This window comes from Lysobacter sp. GX 14042 (genome assembly GCF_021390425.1).
Taxonomy (GTDB): domain Bacteria; phylum Pseudomonadota; class Gammaproteobacteria; order Xanthomonadales; family Xanthomonadaceae; genus Novilysobacter.
Map to the genome: position 1 here is coordinate 130,636 of NZ_JAJUWY010000002.1, position 24,228 is coordinate 154,863.

The 24,228-nt window shown below is 69.6% G+C and carries 24 protein-coding genes; 10 read left to right on the top strand and 14 right to left on the bottom strand.

All coding sequences use genetic code 11. From position 1 onward, the window contains the following. Nucleotides 1-28: 28 nt before the first annotated feature. On the top strand, nt 29-1,051 hold the full coding sequence (locus LY625_RS04005; protein WP_233737716.1) for a histidine kinase: 1,023 nt from the start codon (nt 29-31) through the stop codon (nt 1,049-1,051). Nucleotides 1,052-1,488: 437 nt separating this feature from the next. On the opposite strand, the gene ppnN is transcribed toward LY625_RS04005, so the two are convergent. From ppnN to grxD, 5 genes are all read right to left on the bottom strand, one after another. Then, entirely contained in the window at nt 1,489-2,913 is a 1,425-nt protein-coding gene (gene ppnN, locus LY625_RS04010) for a nucleotide 5'-monophosphate nucleosidase PpnN (protein WP_233737717.1), read from the bottom strand. Between the two features lie 129 nt (nt 2,914-3,042). Continuing rightward, nucleotides 3,043-6,276: a TonB-dependent receptor gene (locus tag LY625_RS04015; protein ID WP_233737718.1), complete on the bottom strand. Its 3,234-nt coding sequence runs from the start codon at nt 6,274-6,276 to the stop codon at nt 3,043-3,045. A gap of 195 nt (nt 6,277-6,471) precedes the next feature. After that, nucleotides 6,472-7,068 carry a YhgN family NAAT transporter gene (locus LY625_RS04020; protein ID WP_233737719.1) on the bottom strand — a complete coding sequence of 199 codons (597 nt, stop codon included), beginning with the start codon at nt 7,066-7,068 and terminating at the stop codon, nt 6,472-6,474. After that, nucleotides 7,065-7,835, bottom strand: a complete 771-nt coding sequence (locus LY625_RS04025; protein WP_233737720.1) for an SDR family NAD(P)-dependent oxidoreductase — start codon at nt 7,833-7,835, stop codon at nt 7,065-7,067. Before LY625_RS04025 ends, LY625_RS04020 begins: the two co-directional genes overlap by 4 nt. Continuing rightward, nucleotides 7,832-8,152, bottom strand: a complete 321-nt coding sequence (gene grxD / locus LY625_RS04030) for a Grx4 family monothiol glutaredoxin (protein WP_233737721.1) — start codon at nt 8,150-8,152, stop codon at nt 7,832-7,834. The genes LY625_RS04025 and grxD overlap by 4 nt, the downstream gene beginning before the upstream one ends. Nucleotides 8,153-8,293: 141 nt before the next feature. Here grxD and LY625_RS04035 point away from each other — a divergent pair, with 141 nt between their 5' ends. Continuing rightward, on the top strand, nt 8,294-8,872 hold the full coding sequence (locus LY625_RS04035) for a Fe-Mn family superoxide dismutase (protein WP_233737722.1): 579 nt from the start codon (nt 8,294-8,296) through the stop codon (nt 8,870-8,872). A gap of 134 nt (nt 8,873-9,006) precedes the next feature. On the opposite strand, the gene LY625_RS04040 is transcribed toward LY625_RS04035, so the two are convergent. Together LY625_RS04040 and purE are read right to left on the bottom strand one after the other, a co-directional pair. Next, nucleotides 9,007-10,158, bottom strand: coding sequence for a 5-(carboxyamino)imidazole ribonucleotide synthase (locus LY625_RS04040; RefSeq protein WP_233737723.1), 1,152 nt, complete (start codon nt 10,156-10,158; stop codon nt 9,007-9,009). Continuing rightward, entirely contained in the window at nt 10,155-10,658 is a 504-nt protein-coding gene (purE, locus tag LY625_RS04045) for a 5-(carboxyamino)imidazole ribonucleotide mutase (RefSeq protein WP_233737724.1), read from the bottom strand. Before purE ends, LY625_RS04040 begins: the two co-directional genes overlap by 4 nt. 58 nt (nt 10,659-10,716) lie before the next feature. Between purE and LY625_RS04050 the strand changes: the two genes are divergently transcribed. Genes LY625_RS04050 through LY625_RS04060 form a run of 3 tightly spaced genes read left to right on the top strand, consistent with a single transcriptional unit; the run spans nt 10,717 to nt 12,174 of the window. Then, nucleotides 10,717-10,986: a Trm112 family protein gene (locus LY625_RS04050; protein WP_233737725.1), complete on the top strand. Its 270-nt coding sequence runs from the start codon at nt 10,717-10,719 to the stop codon at nt 10,984-10,986. Continuing rightward, on the top strand, nt 10,983-11,852 hold the full coding sequence (gene nadC, locus LY625_RS04055; protein ID WP_233737726.1) for a carboxylating nicotinate-nucleotide diphosphorylase: 870 nt from the start codon (nt 10,983-10,985) through the stop codon (nt 11,850-11,852). Before LY625_RS04050 ends, nadC begins: the two co-directional genes overlap by 4 nt. A 4-nt stretch (nt 11,853-11,856) precedes the next feature. Continuing rightward, complete coding sequence (locus tag LY625_RS04060; RefSeq protein ID WP_233737727.1) at nt 11,857-12,174, top strand: DUF3301 domain-containing protein; 318 nt, start codon at nt 11,857-11,859, stop codon at nt 12,172-12,174. Nucleotides 12,175-12,205: 31 nt separating this feature from the next. Here LY625_RS04060 and LY625_RS04065 read toward each other — a convergent pair whose 3' ends face one another. The 6 genes from LY625_RS04065 to LY625_RS04090 form a co-directional block, all read right to left on the bottom strand. Next, on the bottom strand, nt 12,206-12,730 hold the full coding sequence (locus LY625_RS04065) for a ClpXP protease specificity-enhancing factor (RefSeq protein WP_233737728.1): 525 nt from the start codon (nt 12,728-12,730) through the stop codon (nt 12,206-12,208). A gap of 12 nt (nt 12,731-12,742) precedes the next feature. After that, nucleotides 12,743-13,378 carry a glutathione S-transferase N-terminal domain-containing protein gene (locus tag LY625_RS04070; protein ID WP_233737729.1) on the bottom strand — a complete coding sequence of 212 codons (636 nt, stop codon included), beginning with the start codon at nt 13,376-13,378 and terminating at the stop codon, nt 12,743-12,745. Between the two features lie 177 nt (nt 13,379-13,555). Continuing rightward, nucleotides 13,556-14,323, bottom strand: a complete 768-nt coding sequence (locus LY625_RS04075; RefSeq protein WP_233737730.1) for a cytochrome c1 — start codon at nt 14,321-14,323, stop codon at nt 13,556-13,558. After that, on the bottom strand, nt 14,316-15,575 hold the full coding sequence (locus LY625_RS04080; protein WP_233737731.1) for a cytochrome bc complex cytochrome b subunit: 1,260 nt from the start codon (nt 15,573-15,575) through the stop codon (nt 14,316-14,318). The genes LY625_RS04075 and LY625_RS04080 overlap by 8 nt, the downstream gene beginning before the upstream one ends. Nucleotides 15,576-15,578: 3 nt before the next feature. Next, nucleotides 15,579-16,211 carry a ubiquinol-cytochrome c reductase iron-sulfur subunit gene (gene petA, locus LY625_RS04085; RefSeq protein ID WP_233737732.1) on the bottom strand — a complete coding sequence of 211 codons (633 nt, stop codon included), beginning with the start codon at nt 16,209-16,211 and terminating at the stop codon, nt 15,579-15,581. Nucleotides 16,212-16,331: 120 nt separating this feature from the next. Next, nucleotides 16,332-17,216 (bottom strand): lytic transglycosylase domain-containing protein, encoded by an 885-nt coding sequence (locus LY625_RS04090; protein ID WP_233737733.1) that lies wholly within the window; start codon nt 17,214-17,216, stop codon nt 16,332-16,334. A gap of 138 nt (nt 17,217-17,354) precedes the next feature. On the opposite strand from LY625_RS04090, the gene miaB reads away from it, so the two are divergent. Then, nucleotides 17,355-18,788 (top strand): tRNA (N6-isopentenyl adenosine(37)-C2)-methylthiotransferase MiaB, encoded by a 1,434-nt coding sequence (gene miaB / locus LY625_RS04095; protein WP_233737734.1) that lies wholly within the window; start codon nt 17,355-17,357, stop codon nt 18,786-18,788. Between the two features lie 30 nt (nt 18,789-18,818). On the opposite strand, the gene LY625_RS04100 is transcribed toward miaB, so the two are convergent. Further along, nucleotides 18,819-20,486, bottom strand: coding sequence for an amidohydrolase (locus tag LY625_RS04100; protein ID WP_233737735.1), 1,668 nt, complete (start codon nt 20,484-20,486; stop codon nt 18,819-18,821). 100 nt (nt 20,487-20,586) lie between these two features. Here LY625_RS04100 and LY625_RS04105 point away from each other — a divergent pair, with 100 nt between their 5' ends. From LY625_RS04105 to LY625_RS04120, 4 genes are all read left to right on the top strand, one after another. Next, nucleotides 20,587-21,558 (top strand): PhoH family protein, encoded by a 972-nt coding sequence (locus tag LY625_RS04105; RefSeq protein ID WP_233737736.1) that lies wholly within the window; start codon nt 20,587-20,589, stop codon nt 21,556-21,558. Beyond that, nucleotides 21,555-22,025: an rRNA maturation RNase YbeY gene (gene ybeY, locus LY625_RS04110; RefSeq protein WP_233737737.1), complete on the top strand. Its 471-nt coding sequence runs from the start codon at nt 21,555-21,557 to the stop codon at nt 22,023-22,025. Before LY625_RS04105 ends, ybeY begins: the two co-directional genes overlap by 4 nt. A gap of 82 nt (nt 22,026-22,107) precedes the next feature. Then, the gene (locus LY625_RS04115) at nt 22,108-22,992 is read left to right on the top strand and encodes a transporter associated domain-containing protein (protein ID WP_233737738.1); all 885 of its coding nucleotides are present in this window, start codon (nt 22,108-22,110) and stop codon (nt 22,990-22,992) included. Continuing rightward, a complete protein-coding gene (locus tag LY625_RS04120; protein WP_233737739.1) occupies nt 22,985-24,190 on the top strand; it encodes a DUF4105 domain-containing protein in 1,206 nt (401 codons plus the stop codon). Before LY625_RS04115 ends, LY625_RS04120 begins: the two co-directional genes overlap by 8 nt. Nucleotides 24,191-24,228 lie beyond the last annotated feature (38 nt).

Consider the following 24,228-nt stretch of genomic DNA (forward strand, 5'->3'; position numbering starts at 1 on the left):
GGTCGCCAGTTCCCCCTACCCTGTAGCCATGCCCCGGAAGCTACCCGCCCCCGCCCCGCTGGACGCGCTCTGGCAGGCGCCTGCCATTGTCTGGATTCTGCTCGCCGGAGAGGCGCTCGCGCTCGCGTTCGCCCTTGCGCCAGGGCTGGCGGTCGGGCGACTGGAGTACTTCGGCCTGTCTTCGCTGGCGATCCAGTGGGTGCTGATGATGACCCTGGCGTCCCTGTATGGCCTGCGGCACCGCGCACAGCGGCTGCGGCCGATGGCGATTGCGCAGCTGGCACTGGTGCTTCTGCTGGCCGCCACCGCCGCGGTCACGGAGACGATCTGGCTGTTCTTTCCCGGCTGGAGCGGCGCTGACAGCGGACACACAGTGACCACCCTGCATGCGCTCGGCATCGCCTTGGCACTCGGGTTGCTCGGCCTGGCCGCCTTCCACACCCACTGGCGCGGCCGCCTCAACGCCATCCGCGCCAAGCAGGCCGAACTCCAGTCCCTACAGGCCCGCATCCGTCCCCACTTCCTCTTCAACACCCTCAATACCGGCGCGGCGCTCGTGCACCAGCGCCCCGAGGAAGCCGAGCGCCTGCTCTTGGACCTGGCCGACCTGTTCCGCGCCGCCCTCGCCGGCCCGCGGAAGATCCCCTTGGGCGAGGAACTCAGCCTGGCCCGGCGCTACCTGGAGATCGAGCAGCTGCGCTTCGGCGACCGGCTGCAGGTGCGCTGGGATCTGCCGCGGGAAATCCCGCCCGTGCAGGTCCCGGCCCTATCGATCCAGCCGCTGGTGGAGAACGCGGTGCGCCACGGCGCCGAGCGGATGGCGCAGGCGGACATCGAGGTCGCAGTCAGCACCACTTCCGACACGGTGGTGGTACGCATCAGCAATCCGCTGCCCGCCGCGGACGCGGCCGGCAATGCGGGGCACCGGGTGGGCTTGAATGCCTCGCAGGCACGGATCGAGGCGCTGACGGGTGGGCGCGGGAGTGTCCGCACCGAGATGGGGGACGGGCGCTTCGTGGCGACGGTGCGGTTGCCGATCGGTATCGACTAGTCTGTATCCAGACCAGTTACCCGACGCGGTCGACCCGTCGCCGAACTGCGCCCGGTATCCGGCGGCAACCGGGAACGGTTGCGCCGCGCTAGGGACTCGAGCACCTGCGGCGCCAGCGATCCGGGAACGCGAGCCTTTGTCCGTGGAGGAGGTCCTGACTGCGCGCGATGAGGGGCGCAGTTGAACCGCGCGCTGGTACTGGACGCAAGTGCAGCCATTTGCTGGGCATCCCCCGGTGAGGCCGCCTCTCAGGAAGGCGTGATCGTGCTGCCCTGAGCGGCACCAGGGCAGGCGCCCGCCCCCATCAGCAGGACTCCGGGTTTACGTCGGTGCTGATCCGGGCGCGGGTCCGGAATTGCACGGCTGCGCCGCCGGCGATGTAGACGCGGATGGGTTCGCCAGGAGGCCGGAAACGCGCGCCCTCCCGGTCGAACGCCTCACGCCACCACGCGATAGCAGGGCACGTAGTCGCCGGCGATCTTCATTCGGCGCTGCTCCACGAACGCGCGCAGCAGGGCGTCCAGGGCTTCCATCATGTCCGCGTCGCCGTGGATCTCGAACGGGCCGTGCTCCTCGACCCGGCGCATGCCGTCTTCCTTGACGTTGCCGGCGACGATGCCGGAGAACGCACGGCGCAGGTCGGCCGCCAGTTCGGCAGGCTTGCGGCCGTGGTGCAGGTCCAGCCCGGCCATCGCCTCGTGGGTGGGCACGAACGGCACCTGGAATGCCATCGGGATGTTGAGCTGCCAGTTGAAGAAGAACGAGTCGCCGCTGGCCAGGCGATGGCCGCGGACGGTGTTCACCCCGGCCAGCATGCGCTGGGCGACCAGCACCGGGTCGTCGATGATGATCTCGTAGCGCGAGGCGGCTTCCTCGCCCAGGGTCAGGCGGATGAAGCGGTCGATCTGTTCGAAGTACGGCGCCGCGCTGGTCGGGCCGGTGAACACCAGCGGGAACGGGATGCCGGCGTTCTCCTCGCGCAGCAGCAGGCCGAGCATGTAGAGGATTTCCTCGGCGGTGCCGACCCCGCCGGGGAAGACGATGATGCCGTGGCCGATGCGGACGAAGGCCTCCAGGCGCTTCTCGATGTCCGGCATGATCACCAGGTGGTTGACGATCGGGTTGGGCGACTCGGCGGCGATGATGCCCGGCTCGGTCACGCCGATGTAGCGCATGCGCTGCTTGCGCTGCTTGGCGTGGGCGATGGTGGCGCCCTTCATCGGGCCCTTCATCGCGCCCGGGCCGCAGCCGGTGCAGATATCCAGCGCGCGCAGGCCCAGCTCGTAGCCGACCTCCTTGGTGTACAGGTACTCCTCGCGGTTGATCGAATGGCCGCCCCAGCAGACCACCAGGTTCGGCTCGGAAGGCTCGAGCACGCGGGAGTTGCGCAGCAGGCCGAACACCGCGTCGGTGATGCCGTCGCTGGTCTCCAGGTTGCGCTGGCCGGGCGGCGGCGGAATGTCGTCGGTCGGGTCGGGGTCGTAGCCCTCCGAGCCCAGCTCGATGGCCCGGTAGGCCAGGTCGCGCACGACGGCGGCGACCAGTTCGGCAACGCCGCGGATGATCTTGCCGTCGACGAAGGCCATCGCCGGGGCATTGAACAGGTCGATGCGCACGCCGCGGTCCTGCTGGTGGACCTGGATGTCGAAGTCCGGGTACAGCTCCTGCGCGGCGCGCGGGTCGTCGGAGGCGCTGCCGCTGGTGAGCACGGCCAACGCGCAGCGGCGCATCAGGTCGTGCATGCCGCCGGAGGCGGTGTCGGCCAGGCGCGCGACTTCCGCGCGCGAGAGGATCTCCAGCCCACCGGAGGGGTGGATGCAGGCGTCGACGGTGGGCAGGCGGGCGTTTTCGGGTTGTTCCATTCGTTCCTTCTTTGTTCTCGTCATTGTCAGCCGGACAACTCTAGCGCACGGCAGGCACCGTACGCGGGTCGCGCACGCGAAAACGGCCGGGTCGCCCCGGCCGCTTCCGTGTCGCAGGTACAGCGTGGATCAGAACTTGTAGCGGAAGGTCAGCATGGCCGACCAGCGCGAGACCGCGGTGTTGCCCTTGTCGTTGTTGTTCTCCTGGACCTGGGCGTTGTCGGTGGAACCGGTGAAGTTGTAGACGTACTTGCCGGTCTCCGGGTCGATACCCGCGTAGTTCGCCACGCGACGGGTCGCATAGAAGCCGTAGTCCTCGATCAGGCCCCAGTCCTTGTTGAGCAGGTTGCCGACATTCATGATGTCCAGCGCCAGCTCGGCCTTGTGGCCCTGCCAGAAGCCCGGGAACTCCTGGCTGATGCGCACGTCGAAGCTGTTGGTCCAGCCGGCCCGGAAGCGGTTGGCCGGGGCGACGCCGCCGCGGTAGGCCTGCAGCTCGGGTGCGCTCTCGGCCATCCAGTCGAAGAACGCCTGCTCCATCTCGGCACCGCCGGTCCACAGCACGTCGCCGGGGCCTTCCGGGACGTAGAACAGGTCGTTGGTGTTGGCACCATCACCGTTCACGTCGTTGTAGAAGATGTAGCTGTACGGACGGCCGGAGCGGCCTTCGTAGAACAGGCCGACGCGGGTCGCGTTGTCACCGAAGAAGTTGTGCTTCCACTCCAGGGTGCCGGTCACCCGGTCCTTGATCGCGTAGCGCGAGTCGTAGGCGACGTTCTCGTTGGCGTTGTAGACCAGCGTGTTGTTCCAGTTCGAGGTGTTCTGCGAGCTGGTCAGCGGGCTGACTTCCTCCGCCTGGGTGTAGGTGTAGCCCAGCGACCAGCCCCAGTTGTCGGTCATCGGCTTGCTCAGCGAGAAGGTCGCCTGCGAGCTGCGGCCCTTGCTGGTGTTGCGCAGCAGGATCACGTCGCCGATGTCACCGGGCCGGTTGGCCTTGACATCCGGGCAGAGTCCGGCAGCAACCACTTCGGTGCTGCAGTTCTGGCCGTTGATCTTGCCCGCCTCCATGCCGTAACGGCCCGCATTGGCCGGGTCGCGACCTGCTGCGTTCCAGTAGCTGTCCCGCCCGTCCATTGCGCCGGTGAAAGCCGGGTCCATGACGTCGAGGCGCTCGAAGTACAGGGCGTCGTTGACCTTGGTGAACAGCAACTCGGCCGATGCAACCAGGCCGTACCAGGGCAGCTCGTGGTCGAGGGCCAGGTTGGTCTTCCACACCGACGGCAGTCGGGTGCCCGGCTCGATGATGTCGACGTTCTGGCGCGCCGCCCCAGGGGTCAACCCGGCAGTGGACGGCGGAACGGTCGGGTCGAACGCCGGAGCGTCGTCACCCTTCAGGTCGTACTCGACGTAGTTCAGACCGGTGTTCTGGTAGGCGCCCGCGAGCCACACGTTCGGAGCCGCGCCGCCGAACAGGCCGACGCCGCCGCGCAGCTGGGTCGGACGCTCGCTGTCGAAGGTGTAGTTGAAGCCGAAGCGCGGCTGCCACAGCTCGTCGTCCACCAGCACGGTGTTGTCGTAGCCGTACAGCTCGTGGATGCGCGGGTTGTACAGGCGCTGGTCGCTGAAGTCGGGCACGTCCACGCGGACGCCGAACATCAGGTTGAGGTTGTAGTTGATCGCCCAGGTGTCCTGCAGGAAGAAGCCGGTGTTCTTGAGCGTGAACGCGGCCGGGATGTCGGCGCGGCTGCCGCCCTCGCGCGGAGCGCGCAACTGGTAACGGCTGGGGGTGCCGGCCAGGAAGCTACTGAGGTTGCTGAACTCGTACACACCGTTGAGGTTGCGGCCGTAGAAGTTCATCAACTCGTTGTCGGAGTAGTCGAAGCCGAGCTTCACGGTGTGGTCGCCCGCGTACCAGGTGCCGGCACCGAAGGCGCTGAGCTCCTTGCTCTCGACGATGTTGACGTGGGTGTTCTGCTCGGTGCCGAACAGCAGCGCGGCGTTGTTGTCGCCGAAGCCATTGATGCGGATCATCGGCAGGTCGACCGACGGCACGCGGTTGGCCGAGTAGTCCTTGTGCGAGATCTTGAACTCGGTGGAGAAGTTCTCGCTCCAGTCGGAGAACACCTCGCCCATCCAGGTCTCGTAGACCTTCGGCTGGGCATACCAGTAGTTGCTCAGCGACACGGTACCCGAGCCGATGCCCGGGAAGCGCATGACGTTCTGCTCCATCTTGTTGTAGCGCAGCGCCGCACGGTGGTTGTCGTTGATGTTCCAGTCCAGCTTGACCGCGTATTCCTCGATCTCGGTCTTGTTGTCCGGGGCGGACAGGCCACCGATGTCATAGCCCTGCGCGCTCATGAAGTCGCGCACGGTGCTGATGTCGGCATCGGTGATGTCGCCGCTGCCGTACGGGGTGCTGCCCAGCGCGACGCCCGGCGCGGAACGCTCGTACTTCTCGTAGTTGGCGAAGAAGAACAGGCGGTCCTTGACCAGCGGGCCGCCCAGGGTCATGCCGTAGGTGGTCTCGTCGTCGAAACCGTTGAAGTCGGCGCGGTCGCCTTCCAGCCGGGTGCGAACCATGTCCTTGTCGCGGTAGGTGTAGTACACCGAGCCGTGCAGTTCGTTGGTACCGGACTTGGTCACCGCGTTGACCACCGCGCCGGTGCCGCCGGAGATGGTGGTGTCGTAGTTGGCCAGGTCGATGGTGATTTCCTCGATGGCATCCATCGAGACCGGCTGGCGCTCGGTCGGCAGGTTGTTGGACTCCAGGCCGAACGGGTCGGAGGCGTTGATGCCGTCGATGCGGACCGCGTTGTAGCGGGTGTTCTGGCCACCGGCGCTGATCGCACCATCGGCCTTGCTGATCTGCGAGATGCGCGGATCCAGGCGGATGTAGTCCTGGATGTTGCGGTTGGCCGAGGGCAGCGCCTCGATCTGCTGCTGGCTGAGGTTGGTGCCGGTGCCCATCTTCTCGGCGCTGAAGATCTCCGAACCCAGCGCGGCGGCGGTGACGGAGACCGAACCCAGGGTGGTGATGTCACCGGCCAGCTGCGCGTTGACGGTGGCGACCTGGTTCAGCGGCAGGTACACGCCCTCGCGCGAGGTGGTGCCCGCGCCGGCCTTGGTGATGGTGATCTCGTACGGGCCACCCACGCGCAGGCCCCGGGCGCTGTAGCGGCCGCTGGCATCGGTCGCCACGCGGCTGACGGTGCCGGATTCGGTGTGCACGATGGTGACCTCGGCGCCGGCCACCGGCTGGCCGTCGTTCCCGACGATCTGGCCGCCGACACCGGCGGAGGTGCTCTGCGCGAAAACGGGGGCGGTAGCGAGGGCGGCGAGCAGGCCGAGGGTCAGCCTGGACATGCGGACGCGACGTTGCTGGGACATTTCGAGAAGGCCTCGGAGTGGGAAGCAGATGGGCGATGCGCGTAGCGGCGTAAGGCCGCGGGGAACGGAAAAACCGGCAGCGCGCCGGTTAACGTCAGTTTAACACCGGCACGAACGGTACGGCGATTTTGCTTCAAAACGGTGACAGGGGCAGCCCGGGCCCGCCCGGGGTCAGGCGGCCGTGGCCAGGAAGTAGCTGCGCAGGCCGTCGAGGAACATCTGCACCGAGATCGCGACCAGCAGCATGCCCATGAGCCGTTCGACCGCCGACAGCACCCGGCGGCCCAGCCACTTGTAGATCATGGTGGCCGACAGCAGGATCGCCGACGTCGCGCCCCAGGCGATGCCCAGCGCCAGGCTCCATTCCCACAGCCGGTCCGGCTCGTTGCTGCCCATCAGCATCACCGCGGCCATGCCCGAGGGGCCGGCGATCAGCGGAATGGCGAGCGGGACGATGAACGGTTCGCCGTCGGGCAGTTCGCCCATCAAGCCCTCCGGCGGCGGGAAGATCATCCGGATGCCGATCAGGAACAGCACGATGCCGCCGGCGATCGACACCGCGTCCTGGCGCAGGTGCATGACCTCCAGCGCGTACTTGCCGCCCCACAGGAAGGCCATCAGCACGAACAGGGCGATCAGCAATTCGCGCACCAGCACCTTGCGCTGGCGCTCCGGCGGCAGGGTCCGCAGCAGGCCCAGGAAGATCGGGATGTTGCCCAGCGGGTCGAGGATCAGGAACAGCAGCAGCGCGGCGGAGACGATCGTCATGGCGTGGCCGTCTCCGCGAGCGGCAGCGGATGGAACGGTGCCCAGACCCGGCCACGATGGGCGGTGCCGGCGGGCGACAACAGGGTGACGCAGGCCTCGGCGGCCCGCCCCGGATCCACGGCACGGGTGTCGTGCTGGTCGACATAGGCACGGGCGCGCAGGCCGGTGCGCATCGGCCCGGGCTGCAGCCCACTGACCCGCACGCTGGAATTGGCGGTCTCGGCCTGGAGCATCCCCACCAGCGCGTGCTGGGCGTGCTGGGCCAGGCCATAGCCGCCCCAGTACGCCTTGCCCACCCGCTCGAGGTCATCGACCACGAACACCAGCGCCGCGTCCGGCGCGGCCGACAACAGCGGCAGGCAGGCCTGGCTCAGCCACGCGCGGGCGGTGAGGTTGACGTGGACCGCGCGGGCGAACGCGGCCGGATCGGTGTGCAGCAGTGGCGTCAGGCCGGGGAAATCGGCCGCGCAGTGGAGCACGCCATCCAGCCGCCCCAGTTCCTGCCCGATGCGCGTCGCCAGTTCCGCGTGGTCGTCGGGCGTGGCGCCCTCCAGGTCCATCGGATAGAGCAGCGGCGCCGGGCCGCTGGCGGCGATCGTGTCGTAAAGGCGGTTCAGGCGCGGCAGCTTGCGCCCGAGCAGGACCACCGTCGCACCGGCCGCGGCGCAGGCGCGCGCCGCCGCCGAACCGAATCCACCCGCCGCCCCGGTGACCAGGACGACCCGGCCGGCCAGCGCGCCGGACGTCGAACCCAGCGCTTCGCTCATGGCTGCTCCGCCTCGCTGAGCATCCGCGCCAGCTCACCGGACTCGGCCAGCTCCGCGGTGACCTCGCTGCCGCCGATCAGCTCGCCATGCAAGAACAGCTGCGGGAAGGTCGGCCAGTTGGAGAAGCGCGCCAGGTTGGCACGGATCTCCGGCTCCTCGAGCACGTTGACCACGTGCACGTCCCTGGCGCCCGCGCCCTGCAGCGCCTTGACCGCGCGGGACGAGAAGCCGCACATCGGGTACTGCGCGGTGCCCTTCATGAACAGCACCACGGGGTGGCTGTCGACCAGGGCCTGGATCCGTTCCAGGACGGACATGGCGTCTCCTCCAGTGGGTGCCGGCGACCGCCGGCCAAGTCGGCCGGGACCGCTACAATGGACAATTGTATTCTTGACCACGCCACCGGCGCGACAGCCGTCCACCGGTGTCCCTCCCCGCAGTGACGCAAGGAGTCTGAAATGGCCTTTGAACTTCCCCCGCTTCCGTACGACCGCGCCGCCCTCGAGCCGCACATCTCGGCCGAGACCCTCGACTACCACCACGGCAAGCACCACAAGGCCTACGTCGACAACCTCAACAAGATGGTCGAGGGCACCGAGTTCGCCGGCATGGACCTGGTCGAGGTGGTCCGCAAGTCGCAGGGCGGCATCTTCAACAACGCCGCCCAGACCTGGAACCACACCTTCTTCTGGAACTGCATGTCGCCCAACGGCGGCGGCCAGCCGACCGGTGCGCTGGCGGAGGCCATCAACAAGGCGTTCGGCGATTTCGAGACCTTCAAGCAGCAGTTCACCGACACCGCCATCAAGACCTTCGGCTCCGGCTGGGCCTGGCTGGTGCAGCGCCCCGACGGCGCGCTGGCGCTGGTGAGCACCTCCAACGCCAACACCCCGCTGACCAGCGAGGACACCCCGCTGCTGACCTGCGATGTATGGGAGCACGCCTATTACATCGACTACCGCAATGCCCGACCGAAGTTCGTAGAGGCGTTCTGGAACGTGGTCAATTGGGATTTCGTTGCCTCGAACGTGAAGTAAGGCGAGAAACGAGTGAAAAGGAGTGAGAAACGAGTAAAAGCAGGAGCAGGAGCGAAACGCGGCGGGCTGTTTGCCTTTGCCGTTACTCGTTTCTCACTCCTCTTCACTCGTTTCTCGCTCTTCCTGCTCGTTTCTCAGCTCTTCAGCTCCCCCAGCACCGGCGCGACCTGGTCGCGCCGGTCCAGTGCCGCGCCCACGGCCTCCAGGGCCGCGGCCAGTTCGGCGGGCGAATCGGCGCGCAGGGTCGCATGGCCGACCTTGCGTCCCTCGCGCGGGGACTTGCCGTAGTCGTGCCAGTGGCCGCCGGGCTGTGACAGCACCGGGCCGGGATCGGGCATTGCGCCCAGCCAGTTGAGCATGCAGGCGTGGCCGCGGGTCGCGGTCGATCCCAGGGGCAGGCCCATCACCGCGCGCACGTGGTTTTCGAACTGGCTGGTTTCCGCGCCCTCGACGGTCCAGTGGCCGGAGTTGTGCACCCGTGGGGCGATCTCGTTGGCCAGCAGTCGCCCGTCGCGGCAGAACAGCTCCAGGGCGAACACACCGACGTAGTCCAGGGCCTCGGCGATGCGACGCGCATAGCGGACCGCCTCGGCCTCGATTTCCGGATCCACGCCGGCCGGCGCCAGGCTCGCCGACAGCACGCCGTCGACATGCCAGTTGCGGGTCGGCGCCCAGCTGCGGAATGCGCCATCGCGGCCGCGGACGGCGATCACCGACAGCTCGAAGTCGAAGGGCACGAAGCCTTCCAGGATCAGCCCGGTCCGCCCGGCCTGCGGCCCCAGCGCGTCCCAGGCCGCGTCCACGGCGGCGCCGCCCATCTCCGGGCGGAGCCGGAACTGGCCCTTGCCGTCATAGCCCAGGCGGCGGGTCTTGAGGATCGACGGAATCCCGATGTCCGCCACCGCCGCGGCGAGCGCCTCCCGGCTGCCGATGTCGGCGAAGGCCGGCACCGGGATGTCGAGTTCGCGGAACAGGGTCTTCTCCGCCAGCCGGTCCTGGGCGGTGGCCAGCGCGTCCGGGCCGGGGTGGACGACGATGTGCCGGCGCAACCAGTCACCGGAAGTGGCGGGGACGTTCTCGAAATCGAAGGTGGCCACGTCCACCCGGGCGGCGAAACGCGCGAGCGCCGCCTGCTCGTCAAAGCCGCCCGCCAGCAGCGGCGCGACCTGGCCGGCGCAGGCCCCGGGGGACGGGTCCAGCACCACCACCGGCACGCCCAGCGGCGCGGCGGCCAGCGCCATCATCCGCGCCAGTTGCCCTCCCCCGAGGATGCCCAGGCGGCTCATGCGCGCGGGTCGTCGTTTCCAGCGACCTCGGCCGTCTGGCGGGCGCGGAAGGCATCCAGCGCGTTGGCGACCTGCGGATGGTCGGCGGCCAGGATCGAAGCGGCGAACAAGGCCGCGTTGGCGGCGCCGGCATCGCCGATGGCGAAGGTCGCCACCGGCACCCCGGCCGGCATCTGGACGATCGACAGCAGCGAATCCAGGCCGTTGAGCGCCCGGCTTTTCACCGGCACGCCGAGCACCGGCAGGGCGGTCTTGGACGCAAGCATGCCGGGCAGGTGCGCGGCCCCGCCGGCGCCGGCGATGATCGCCCTTAGCCCACGGCCGGCAGCGCCGGCGGCGTACTCGAACAGCACGTCGGGCGTCCGGTGCGCGGACACCACCCGGACCTCGTGCGCGATTCCCAGCGCCTCCAACCGGGCGGTGGCGTGCTGCATCGTGTCCCAGTCCGACCTGGAACCCATCACGACGCCGACCAGCGGCGCCTGCACGGCTTCTGTCATGGCTGCTGCCTGCGGCAAAACGGTATTCTACCGGTCTTCCGCCGGTGCCGAGGACTCCATGGATCGCAAGCTGCTCGACCTGCTCGTATGTCCTGCCACGCGGCAGCCGCTGGGCCTGCTGGAGGGCCGCGGGCTGCGGGCGCTCAACGAGGCCATCGCCGCCGGCAGCGTCCGGCGCGAGGGCGGCGAGCCCCAGCACGGCGCGCTGCGCGAAGCCCTGGTCACCCGTGACCGCAAGCGCGTGTACCGCATCGATGACGGCATCCCGGTGCTGCTGGCCGAGGAAGCCATCACCACCGCCGGCGTCGACGCCTTCCCGGCGGCATGAGCATGCCGGACGGAGCGCTCGTGCCGCCGCTTGAGGCCGTGCGCCGTGACGTGGCGGCGGCCTTGGCCGAGGATGTCGGCAGCGGCGATGCCACCGCCGTGCTGCTCCCCGACACCGCCGACCGGGCCTACCTGCTGTGCAAGGAGGACGCGGTGGTCTGCGGCCGGCCGTGGTTCGACGCCTGCCACCAAGCGCTGGACCCGTCGGTGCGGATCGATTGGCACGTCGCCGAGGGCGACCGGGTGGTCGCGGGCACCGTGCTGGCCACGTTGCAGGGCCGCTCGCGCAGCCTGGTCACCGCCGAGCGCACCTCGTTGAACTTCATGCAGACCCTGTCGGGCACCGCGACCACGACCGCGGAGCACGTCGCCGCGGTCGCCGGGAGCGGCACCCGGATCCTGGACACCCGCAAGACCCTGCCGGGCCTGCGCCAGGCGCAGAAGTACGCGGTGCGCGTCGGCGGCGGCTGCAACCACCGCCTCGGCCTGTACGACGCGGTGATGCTCAAGGAAAACCACGTGCGCGCCGCCGGCTCGCTCACCGCAGCGGTCGAGGCCGCGCGCGCCGGTGCCCCGGGGCTGCCGCTGATCGTGGAGGTCGAGGACCTGGCCGAACTGCGCGAGGCGCTGGACGCGGGCTGCGACCGGATCCTGGTCGACGACTTCGACCCGGCGACCCGCCGCGAGGCGGTGCGCATCACCGCCGCCCACCCGCGGCCGGTCCCGCTGGAGGTGTCCGGCGGGGTCGAGTTCGAGGGCCTGCGGGCGATCGCCGCCGATGGCGTGGACTTCATCTCGGTCGGCGCATTGACCAAGCACCTGCACGCCATCGACCTGTCGCTGAAGCTCGGCGCGCCGCCGGCCTGATGCCATGCCGACCCTGGTCCTGATGATGATCGTCGGCGGCGCCGCCTTTGGATTCTGGAGCGCCGGCCGGGCTGCTGCCGAGCGGGCCACTGAAATGGGCCGCGACGCCTGCCGTGACGCGGGGGTCCAGCTGCTGGACCAGTCGGTGCACCTGCTCGGGCTGCGGCCCTGCCGGCTGGACGATGGCTGGCTGGGCTGGGAGCGGACCTTCCGCTTCGACTACTCGCGCGATGGCGAGGACCGGCACTCGGGACGGCTGGTGCTGCGCGGCGACCGGTTGGTTTCGTTCACCGGGCCGATAGCCCCGCAACTGCCCGGGTAATCGCTGGCCGGCAACGGCCGCCGGGCGAACGCTACTTGACCACCCGCAGGTGGCCGCCGCGGCGTGGGCCGGGGCTGTCCGGGCCGTCATCGTCGCCGCCGTCCTCCGGGCCCGCCGCGCCAGGCGTGCCGGGCGTCTCCGCGCCGGCGCCCGCATCGGGCACCGCGCTCAGCCCCGGGCGTGCGGCCGGCGATGGGTCGGCATCGAGCTCCTGCCCGGTCCCGCCGGGCTCGTCGGGCAGGGCCATGCCCTGCCCGGTCTCGCGCGCATAGATCGCCAGCACCGCACCGACCGGCACCCGCACGCCCTGGCTGACGCCGCCGAAGCGGGCACTGAAGCTGATCAGCTCGTTGTCCATCTGCAGCCCGGCCACCGCCCGGGCGGCGATGTTGAGCACGACGCGGCCGTCCTGCACCGCGCCCGGCGGAACCTGGACCCCGGGCCGGGTCGCGTCGACCAGCAGGTGCGGGGTCATGTCGTTGTCGGCGATCCATTCATACAGCGCCCGCAACAGGTACGGACGGTGGCTGGTCATCGCCGGGACGGTATCGGTCATTCGCGGTTCCGGTCAGGGCAGCGTGCGCAGGCGGCGTTCCTGCTCGGTCAGGCTGCGGGCGAAACCGGGGTTGCGGAAGATCCGGTTCCCATAGTCCTCGATCACCTTGGCCCCGTCGCGCGGCAGCGACACGCCCAGCGCGTCCAGCCGCCAGATGATCGGGGCCATGGCGCAGTCGGCCAGGCTCATCTCCGGATTGAGGAAGAACTTGTAGGCCTTGAACAGCGGCACCGAGGCGGTCAGCAGTTCCTTCAGGCGCTTGCGGCCGGCATCGGCCTGGGCCTTGGTGCCCAGCTGGATGGCCTGCACCTGCGGCACCCAGTCGTGCTCCAGGCGCAGCATGCCAAGGCGCAGGCGCGCCCGTGACAGCGGATCGATCGGCATCAACGGGGGGTGCGGGTAGCGCTCGTCGATGTACTCGCTGACCACGCTGGCCGCGTACAGCACCAGGTCGCGCTCGACCAGGGTCGGCACCGAGTGGTACGGATTCAGGTCGATCAGGTCCTCGGGCGGATCGCGCGGGTCGACCGGGATCAGGTCGTAGGTGACGCCCTTGGCGGCCAGTACCAGCCGGACGCGGTGGCACAGCACGCAATCGGTGGAGGAGAACAGGGTAAGAGCGTTACGCAAACGTTGGCTGGCTGCCATTTCGACCTCTCTCCGGCGCCCGGGTCCGCCGGACGCAAAAACGCCGCCCACCCCACGTGGACGGTCGCCGCGGCCCTGGCCGCCGCCTGCCCACCGCCCTCCCCGGCGGCGCCGGCCGTCCGTGGCGAGGGCCCGGCAACAGGCTGCCGGGCCCTGCTCACGCGCCGGTGGACTGCGTTACTTCACGTCCCGCCAGTACTCCTTGTTCAGCAGCCAGGCAAGGAACGTGAATACCGCCAGGAACAGGATCACCCACACACCGATGCCTTCGCGCTTGAGCGCGACCGGCTCGCCGGCGTACTCGAGGAACGCGGTGATGTCGCGCACCGCCTGGTCGAATGCCGCCGGCTCCATCGACCCGGGCTGGGCGACGGTCAGGCCGACCACCGGGCGCTCGCCGGTCGTCGCGTCCGGAGCGCCGTACTCGGCGTGCTGCAGCCCCTGCAGCGACCACAGCACGTTGGGCATGGAGACATTCGGATACAGCTTGTTGTTCCAGCCCAGCGCGGCGCTGTCGTCCAGGTAGAACGACTTCAGGTAGGTATAGAGCCAGTCGGTGCCCCGCACGCGCGAGATCAGCGACAGGTCCGGCGGAGCCTTGCCGAACCAGTCCGCCGCGGCGTCCTGGGGCATCGCGTTGATGATGTGGTCGCCGAAGGCGGCGCCGGTGAAGTTGAGGTTCTCCATCACCTGCTCCTCGGTCAGGCCGAGGTCCGTGGCCAGGCGCGAGTAGCGCAGGTGCTCGAGCGAGTGGCAGCCGGCACAGTAGTTCATGTACAGCCTGGCACCGCGCTGCAGCGAACCACGGTCGCTCAGGTCGGTCCCCGCCTGTTGCAGGTCCCCGCCGGCGGCCGCCAGGGCCGAGGCGGACAGCAGCAGGCCGGCGGCGACGACCGCGACCCGGGCGAGCACGCCGTTGCGGATGCGGAAGAGTGTCTTAGTCATGCGTGGTCACCCGTTCCGGCAACGGCTTGGTTTTGTCGAGCTTCGTCCAGATCGGCATCGTCAGGAAGATCAGGAAGTACACGGCGGTGAGGACCCGGCCGACGATGGTCTCCACCGGGTCGGTGCCCGGGCCGGCGCCGATCTTGCCCAGCCAGATGAAGCTGACCGCCAGCAGGGCCAGCATCGCCTTGGTGATCCAGCCGCGGTAGCGGTGCGACTTCACCGGGCTGCGGTCCAGCCACGGGATGAGGAACAGGATGGCGATCGCGCCGAACATCACCATTACGCCGCCGAGCTTGTCGGGGACCACGCGGAGCATCGCGTAGAACGGCGTGTAGTACCACACCGGCTTGATGTGCTCCGGGGTCACCAGACGGTTGGCCTCGGTGAAGTTGTCGTGCTCCAGGAACCAGCCACCCAGCGCCGGCGTGAAGAAGATGATGAACGCGGCGATCATCAGGAAGAAGCCGATGCCCACCAGGTCATGCACGGTGTAGTACGGGTGGAACGGGATGCCGTCGGCCGGTGCGTCCGGCGACCAGCGGTTGCCCTTGGGGCCCTTCTTGATCTCGATGCCGTCCGGGTTGTTGGAGCCGACCTCGTGCAGCGCGCCGATGTGCAGCACGACCAGCAGCAGCAGCACCAGCGGCAGGGCGATCACGTGCAGGGCGAAGAACCGGCCCAGGGTGGCATCGGACGGCAGGTAGTCGCCCATGATCCACTCGGTCAGCCCGTTGCCGATCACCGGCACGGCGCCGAACAGCGAGATGATCACCTTCGCGCCCCAGAACGACATCTGGCCCCACGGCAGCACGTAGCCCATGAAGGCCTCGGCCATCAGCACCAGGTAGATCAGCATGCCGATGATCCACACCAGTTCGCGCGGCTTCTTGTACGAGCCGTACATCAGGCCGCGGAACATGTGGATGTAGACCACGATGAAGAACAGCGAGGCACCGGTGGAGTGCATGTAGCGGATCAGCCAGCCCCACTCCACGTCGCGCATGATGTACTCGACCGAGGCGAAGGCCTCGGCGGCGCTGGGCTTGTAGTGCATGGTCAGGAAGATCCCGGTCAGGATCTGGTTGACCAGCACCACCATCGCCAGGACGCCGAAGTAGTACCAGACGTTGAAGTTCTTCGGCGCGTAGTACTCGGACATGTGCTTGCGGTACACCGGCATCATGCCCGGCGCGCGCGCGTTGACCCAGTCCCAGGCGCCGGTTGCGCTGCGGGTGATGAAGTTCGCCATGGCTTACGCGGCCCCCTGCGGATCGACGCCGATGACGAGGGTGTTGTCATCGGTGTAGTGGTGCGGCGGCACGACCAGGTTGGTCGGGGCCGGCACGCCCTCGTAGACACGCCCGGACATGTCGAACTTGGACTTGTGGCAGGGGCAGAAATAGCCGCCCTTCCAGTTCGCGTCGAACGGCTCGGGGCGGATCTCGGCCTTCATCTCCGGCGAGCAGCCCAGGTGGGTGCACAGCCCGACCAGCACCGAGACCTCCGGCTTGATCGAGCGCATGTGGACGTCGCCCTGGAGCACGTACTCCGGCTGCTGGTCGGGGTTCTCCGACATCGGGTCGCGCAGGTGGTCGTCCAGCGTCGGCAGTGCCTCGAGCACGGCCGGCGAGCGGCGCACGATCCAGATCGGCTGGCCGCGCCACTCGTTGACCAGGCGCTGCCCGACCTCGAGCGCGCTGATGTCCACGGTGATCGGCGCGCCGGCCTGCTTGGCCCGTTCGCTCGGATTCCAGGACTTGATGAACGGGACCGCGGCGATACCCGCGCCCACGGCGCCGACCACCGCGGTGGTGGCAGTCAGGAACCGCCGCCGCCCGGTGTTGACGGGCTCGTATTGAGGATCAGTGACCCCTTGGTTGGCCATCCGGCACTCCGCAGAACATCTGAAATGGGAATCCGCCGGGCTGCCCTGCCATGGAGCTGGTGGGGCGGCCCATAAAGACGCGCCAGTGTAACGGAAGCCTTAACAAGCCGACAATCCGCCTCAACCCGCGGTGATGGCATCGCGGTAGCGCTCGGCCAGCAGCCCGACCCGCTGCACGTAGCGCTGGGTCTCGCTGAACGGGGGGACGCCGTCGTACTTGTCGACATTGCCCTCGCCGGCGTTGTAACCGGCGGCGGCCAGCGTCAGGTTGCCGTTGAAGCGCTTGAGCAGCCAGGCCAGGTATTCCACCCCGCCGTGGATGTTCTGTCCCGCGTCGAAGGGATTGTCGACGCCGAAGCGCCGGGCGGTGGCGGGCATCAGCTGCATCAGGCCCTGGGCGCCGACCCGCGACAGCGCATTGGGATTGAAGGCCGACTCGGCATGGATGATGGCGCGCACCACCGCCTCGTCGACCCCGTACTTGCGGGCCGCCGCGGCGATCTCCGCACTGTAGGCGGTGGTGTTCAGGCGCACCGTGCCGAAGTCCGGGCCCGACGCGGCACAGGCATAGCAGGTCTCGAGGAAGCTGTAGCGGATGGTGCGCACCTGCCCGGCCGCGCCCTTCGGCGGCGGCGCGCTGGTGTAGTGGCGCACGCCGTCCTTGATGTAGGAGTAAACCTGCCCTTGGACCAGCCGGGTACCGGAGCCGGACTTCGCCCCCGACGGCGGGGCGGCATTGGTCATCTGCGCGCCCGGCACCGCCTCGGCCGAGCTCGATACCGTGGCCGCCGTGGAGGCCGCGGCCGGTGCCGGCGCAGGCGTGCGCGCGGGCGCCGGGGTCGACTTGTAATGGCTCACCGCGGTGCACTTGGCACCGGCCACCTTCTTGTTGACGTAGCTGATCGCCCCGTCGGGGCCGTCGCAACGCCAGATCGTACCGGCGGCCGCGGGCATCGCCGGCAGCAGGCAAGCAAGAACCAGCAGAGCGGTGACCCCTCCCCTCATGCCTCCGAGTCTGCCAACCCGCCCCGTAGGGCGCAATAGCCGCCCACCGGGTGGCGTATTGCGCCGGAATGGCGGACAACGGCGATAGAATGCGTGCCCCCTCCGGCGCGGATTGACCGCCGCCTTCCCGGACCTGCCATGACCGACACCCTTCTCGCACCCACACCCGCACCCGTTACCGGCACCGCGCCCGCCGCGCCGCGCGGCAAGCTGTTCATCCAGACCCACGGCTGCCAGATGAACGAGTACGACTCGGCCCGCATGGCCGACGTGCTCGCCGCCGCCGAGGGCCTGGAACTGACCGACAAGGCCGAGGAGGCCGACGTCATCCTGGTCAACACCTGCTCGATCCGCGAAAAGGCCCAGGAGAAGGTATTCAGCCAGCTTGGCCGCTGGAAGTCGCTGAAAAACGGCGACCGGCCGGTGCTGATCGGGGTCGGGGGCTGCGTCGCCAGCCAGGAGGGGGAGGCGATCGTCAGGCGCGCCCCGCACGTGGACCTGGTGTTCGGGCCGCAGACCCTGCACCGGCTGCCGGAGCTGATCCGCGGCCGCCGCGAGACGGGGTTGCCGCAGGTGGACATCAGCTTTCCCGAGATCGAGAAGTTCGACCGCCTGCCCGAGCCGCGCGCGGAGGGGCCGAGTGCGTTCGTGTCGATCATGGAAGGCTGCTCCAAGTACTGCAGCTTCTGCGTGGTGCCCTACACCCGCGGCGAGGAGATCAGCCGGCCGTTCGAGGACGTGCTGGTCGAGGTCGCCCGGCTGGCCGCCGCCGGCGTGCGCGAGGTCAACCTGCTGGGCCAGAACGTCAACGCCTACCGCGGCCCGATGGTGGACGAGGACGGCAACGACGCCGCGTGCGAGGGCCTTGGCCCGAGCGAAGAGCTCCATGCCGACCTCGGACTGCTGATCCGCGCCGTGGCGCAGGTCGAGGGCATCGACCGGATCCGCTTCACCACCTCGCACCCGCTGGAGTTCTCCGACTCGCTGGTGGAGGCCTACCGCGACGTGCCGGAACTGGCCAACTACCTGCACCTGCCGGTGCAGTCGGGCTCGGACCGGGTGCTCAGCGCGATGAAGCGCGGCTACACGGCGCTGGAGTTCAAGCAGAAGGTGCGCAAGCTGCGCGCGGTGCGCCCGGACATCTCGATCAGTTCGGATTTCATCGTCGGCTTCCCCGGCGAGACCGAGGCCGATTTCGACAAGACCATGAAGCTGATCGGGGACGTCGGCTTCGACCAGAGCTTCTCCTTCATCTACTCCCGGCGTCCCGGTACCCCGGCCGCCGACCTGGAGGACAGCACCAGCGCCGAAGAGAAGCACGCCCGGCTGTCGCGGCTGCAGGCGGCGATCAACGACAACGCGCGCCGGATCTCCGAGGCGATGGTCGGCAGCGTGCAGAAGGTGCTGGTCGAGGGTCCGTCCAGGAAGGACCCGAACGAGTTGACCGGCAAGACCGAGAACATGCGTTCGGTGAACTTCCCCGGCCACCCGCGGCTGGTCGGCCAGTTCGTGGACGTGGAGATCACCCGGGCGATGGCCAATTCCCTGCGCGGGCGGGTGCGGGTGGGTTAGGGGCGCAGGCGGCGCCCGGGACGCCCGTGATCACGGCGCCGCCTTCCGGTACACCGTCTCGCCGTCGACCCAGGTCGACAGCACCGTCAGCTCGCGCAATCCCGCCGGGTCGATCGCCAGCGGGTCCTCGGCCAGCAGCACGAAGTCGGCGCGCTTGCCCGCCGCCAGGCTGCCGACCTCGTCCTCGGCGAAACCGGCCCAGGCGGCGTCCAGGGTGAAGCCGCGCAGGGCCTCGAAGGCGGTCAGCTTCTCCTGCGGGTGCCAGCCGCCGGCCGGCAGCCCCCGTGCGTCGGTGCGGGTCACCGCGGAATACAGGCCCAGCCGCGGGTCCACCGACTCCACCGGGAAATCCGAACCCAGGGCCAGCCGCGCCCCACTGTCACGCAGCCGGCGCCAGGCATAGGCGCCCAGCACGCGCTCGGGCCCGATGCGGTCCTCGGCCCAGGGCATGTCGCTGGTGGCATGGGTGGGTTGCATGGAGGCGATCACGCCCAGTTCGGCCAGCCGCGGCAGGTCGTGCGGCTCGAGGATCTGGGCGTGCTCGATCCGCCAGCGCAGTGCCTCCCCATCCTTGCCGAGCGCACCGGCATAGGCATCGAGCACTTCCCGGTTGCCGCGGTCGCCGATGGCGTGGGTGGCGACCTGCACGCCGCAGCCGCGGGCGCGCTGCACCACCTCGCCCAGTTCGTCCGGCGAAATCAGCATCAGCCCGCGGTTGCCGTGCTCGTCGCTGTAGTCCTCCAGCAGCGCGGCACCGCGACTGCCGAGCGCGCCGTCGACGAACAGCTTCACCGTGCGCATTTCCAGGCGCCCGCCGGCGTGCGCGTACAGGCCGGTCCGGCACAGCTCGGCCAGCGCCGCCGAATCGCCGTCGGCCATGGCGTAGACCCGCAGCGGCATCTTCCCGGCATCGGCCAGGGCACGGTAGGCGTCGAGCTCGCGCAGCGACACCCCGGCATCGTGCACCCCGGTCAGGCCATGGGCGACCGCCGACTGCATGCCCAGCTCCAGCGCACGGCGGGTGAGGCCGGCGTCGGCAGGCGGCATCACCGCGTCCACCAGGGACATGGCGGCGTCGATGAAGATGCCGGTTGGCTGGCCCCGGTCGTCGCGCATGATGCGCCCGCCCTCGGGTTGCCAGTCGCCATCCAGTTCGCGCTCGACCAGCGCCATCGCCGCCGAGTTGGCCCAGCCGGCGTGGCCGTCGACCCGCCGCAGCCACACCGGGCGATCCGGGAACAGTGCATCCAGGTCCGCGGCAGTGGGGAACTGCTGGCCGGGCCAGGTGTTCTGGTCCCAGCCACGGCCGAGCAGCCAGCCGTCCGGCTGTTCCCGCGCGAACGCCTCCAACCGCTGCAGCGCGTCCGCCAGGCTTGCCGCGCCCGCCAGCCGGGCCTGCATCTGCTCGAAGCCGAGCCCGGCGACATGCCCGTGCGCGTCGATCAGCCCCGGGACCACGGTCGCCTGTCCGGCATCGACCTCCCGCGCCCGCGGATACCGCGCCCGCAGTTCCTCCGGCGTACCCACCGCCAGGATCCGCCCGTCCTCCCAGGCCATCGCCGTGGTCCGCGGCTGCGCGGGGTCCAGGGTGTGGATCCGTCCGGCGGTCAGCACGGTGACCCCGGCCAGTCCCGGGCCCGCGACCGCCAGCAAACCCGCGACCAGCGCCGCGCACACTCCGTTCCGGCCCTTGGCCATGCCCCACCCCATTGACGTTGCGTAGACGGCAACTTTGCGAAATGGGCCGGCCCGGCGCAAGCTGCCGGTTCCTGCCCGCCCCTTCCTCCACGCCCGCCCCATGCCTGCACGCACCACTTCAGAATTCGCCCTCGATCCCTCCGACACCGAGCGGCTGGCCAATCTCAACGGCCCGTTCGACGCCCACCTGCGGATGATCGAGCTCCGCAGCGGGGTCGAAGTCGCCAATCGCGGCAACGTCTACCGGCTCACCGGACCGCGGGCGGCCGTGGCACGGATCGAGCGGATGCTGCGCGGGCTGTGGGAGGACGCCGCCGGCCAGGCGCTCGACGAACCCGCCGTGCACCTCGCGCTGGCCGAGGCCGAGGCCTCGAAGCTGGTCAACGACGACATCGAACCGCAGGAAGTCGCGATCAAGGTCAAGCGCGGCACGATCCGCGGCCGCGGCTCCAACCAGGCCCGCTACCTGCATTCGATCGCCACCCACGACATCAACTTCGGCGTCGGCCCGGCGGGGACCGGCAAGACCTTCCTGGCGGTCGCCAGCGCGGTGGAGGCGCTCAACCAGTCGCGGGTGCAGCGGCTGGTGCTGGTGCGCCCGGCGGTGGAGGCCGGCGAGAAGCTCGGCTTCCTGCCCGGCGACCTGAGCCAGAAGGTCGACCCCTACCTGCGGCCGCTGTACGACGCGCTCTACGAGATGCTCGGCGTGGAGACGGTGCTCAAGCTGCTGGAGAAGAACGTCATCGAGGTCGCCCCGCTGGCCTACATGCGCGGGCGCACCCTCAACGACGCCTACGTGATCCTGGACGAGGCGCAGAACACCACCATCGAGCAGATGAAGATGTTCCTGACCCGGATCGGCTACGGCAGCACCGCGGTGGTCACCGGCGACCTGACCCAGGTCGACCTGCCCAAGCACCAGAAGTCCGGCCTCAAGGACGCATTGGAGGTCCTGCGCGACGTGGAGGGCGTGGGCTTCACCTTCTTCGAGGCCAGGGACGTGGTGCGCCATCCGCTGGTCGCCCGGATCGTCGATGCCTATGAGGCGCGCGACGACCGCGAATCGCCATGACCCGCGGCCCCGTGGCACTCGATGTCGGCGTCAGCTATGGCCTCCCCCGCGCCGGGATCCCCGCCGCCGGCAGTTTCCGCACCTGGGTGGCGGCCGCCCTGCACGGGCGCATCCGCGAGGCGGACCTGGCGATCCGGCTGGTCGACGAGGCCGAAGGCCGCGCGCTCAACCGCCACTACCGCGGCAAGGACTACGCCACCAACGTGCTCAGCTTCCCGGCCGACCTGCCCGAGGGCGTCAAGCTGCCGCTGCTGGGCGACCTGGTGATCTGCGCCCCGGTGGTTGCCCGCGAGGCGGCCGAGCAGGCCAAGCCGCCGCGCGCGCACTACGCCCACCTGACCGTCCATGGCGTGCTGCACCTGCTGGGCTGGGACCACGAGGACGACGTGGAGGCCGAAGCGATGGAGCAGCTCGAGCGCGAGATCCTCGCCGGGCTGGGGATCGAGGACCCGTACCGGGAGGCATGAACAGGCCGTGCCGCGGGACTCCGGCGTGCGATAGACTCGCCGCAAGCCCCGTTCCCTGGGCGTCCGCACACACCTGAATCTGATGTCCGAGGACGACAGTAGTCACCCCCCGCCTACAAACGGCGCCCCCGAGCGCCTGCAGGACAAGCGCCGCAGCTGGTTCGACCGGATCAGTTCCGCGCTTTCGGGTGAACCTTCCAACCGCGAGGACCTGGTCGAGCTGCTGCGCGATGCGCAGGCCGACGGGCTGATCGAGGCCGACACACTGACCATGATGGAGGGCGCGATCGCGGTCTCCGACCTGAGCGTGGGCGATGTGATGATCCCGCGCTCGCAGATGGTCATGCTCCCGGCCGAGGCGCCGATGGACGAGCTGCTCGCGCTGGTGGTGGAGTCCGGGCACTCGCGGTTCCCGGTGCATGGCGACGACAAGGACCAGATCATCGGCATCCTGCTGGCCAAGGACCTGCTGCGCCGCTTCGCCAACGGCGGCGGGCGGCTGGACCTGCACGCCCTGCTCCGCCCGGCGGTGCTGATCCCGGAATCCAAGCGCCTGGACGTGCTGCTGCGCGAGTTCCGCCAGTCGCGCAACCACATGGCGATCGTGGTCGACGAGTACGGCGGGGTGGCCGGTCTGCTGACCATCGAGGACGTGCTGGAGCAGATCGTCGGCGAGATCGACGACGAGCACGACGATGCCGAGGACCCCAATGCGATGATCGCCGCCCAGGCCGACGGCCAGTTCGTGGTCGACGCGCTGACCCCGATCGAGGACTTCAACGAACGCTTCCGCGCCGACTTCGACGACGACGAGTACGACACCATCGGCGGCCTGGTCACCGGGGCCATCGGCCACCTGCCCGAGGCCGGCGAGCAACTGACCCTGTCGCGCTTCGTGTTCCGGGTCGCCAGCGCCGATGCCCGGCGGGTGCACGCTTTCCACGTCAGCGTGCTCGGCGATGGCTGAGCCGGCGGCCGCGCGCCGGGTGCGCGCGCCCTGGCTGCGGCGGGGCCTGTTGCTGGCACTCGCGCTGCTGCTGGCCGCCTGGCTGCCGGCCGCGCTCGCCGCCCCGCGCATCGCGGTGCTGACCATGCAGCCGGGCGAGATCTTCTTCGAGCGCTTCGGCCACAACGCGATCGTGGTCGCCGACCCCGCCAGCGGCGAGGCGACCTCCTACAACTTCGGCTACTTCGACCCCAGCGAGGACGGCTTCATCGCCGGCTTCATCCGCGGCGACATGCAGTACCAGCTGGTGGCCCTGCCGCTGGAACAGGACCTCGCCTACTACCGCGAGGTCGGCCGCGGGGTCGACATCCAGTGGCTGGACCTGGCGCCCGATGTCGCATCCGGCCTGGCGGCGCAGCTGGCCTGGAACGCCCGGCCGGAAAACGCCCGCTACGGCTACGACTACTTCCTCGACAACTGCTCGACCCGCGTGCGCGACGCGCTGGACACCGCCCTGGGCGGCACCCTGCGCTCACGCATGGCCGGCTCGCGCGGCAGCACCTACCGCAGCGAGGCGACCCGGCTGGCGCGGCCGGCGCCGTGGATGTGGCTGGGCTTCGACCTCGGCCTGGGGCCGGCATCGGACCGGCCGCTGTCGCTGTGGGACGAGGCCTTCGTGCCGATGCGCCTGCAGTCCGAACTGCGCCGGACAAAGACCGCCGACGGCCGGCCACTGGTGCTGCACGAGGAGCGCATCCTGCCGCACCTTCTGCCTGCCGAACCCGCGGAGCAACCGCGCCGCAGCTGGCCCTGGCTGCTTGCCGGCCTGGCCGTGGCCGCCGGCCTGGCGTGGGTGGCGCGGCGACGGCCGCGCCTGGGCGGCGGACTTGCCCTGTCGTTCTGGTTGCTGTGCACGCTGCTGGCCGGGCTGATGCTGTTCATATGGCTTGGCACCGAACACCGCTTCGGCTGGGCCAACCGCAACCTGCTGGTCTTCAGCCCGCTGTGCGCGCTGCTGCTCCCCGGCGCCATCCAGCTGATCCGGGGGCGCGTGCCGGGCCGATGGTTCCGGCTGCTGCTGTGGGTGCCGGTCGCCACCGGGGTCGCGGCCGGGTTCGTCCACGGCCTGTCGCGCTTCCCGCAGCAGGACGTGCACTGGATCCTGCTGGTACTGCCGGTCCATCTCGCCCTGGCGTGGACCTGGGGCCGCCGCCGATAAGGTCATCCCCGCGCACGAAGGTCATCCCCGCGCACGCG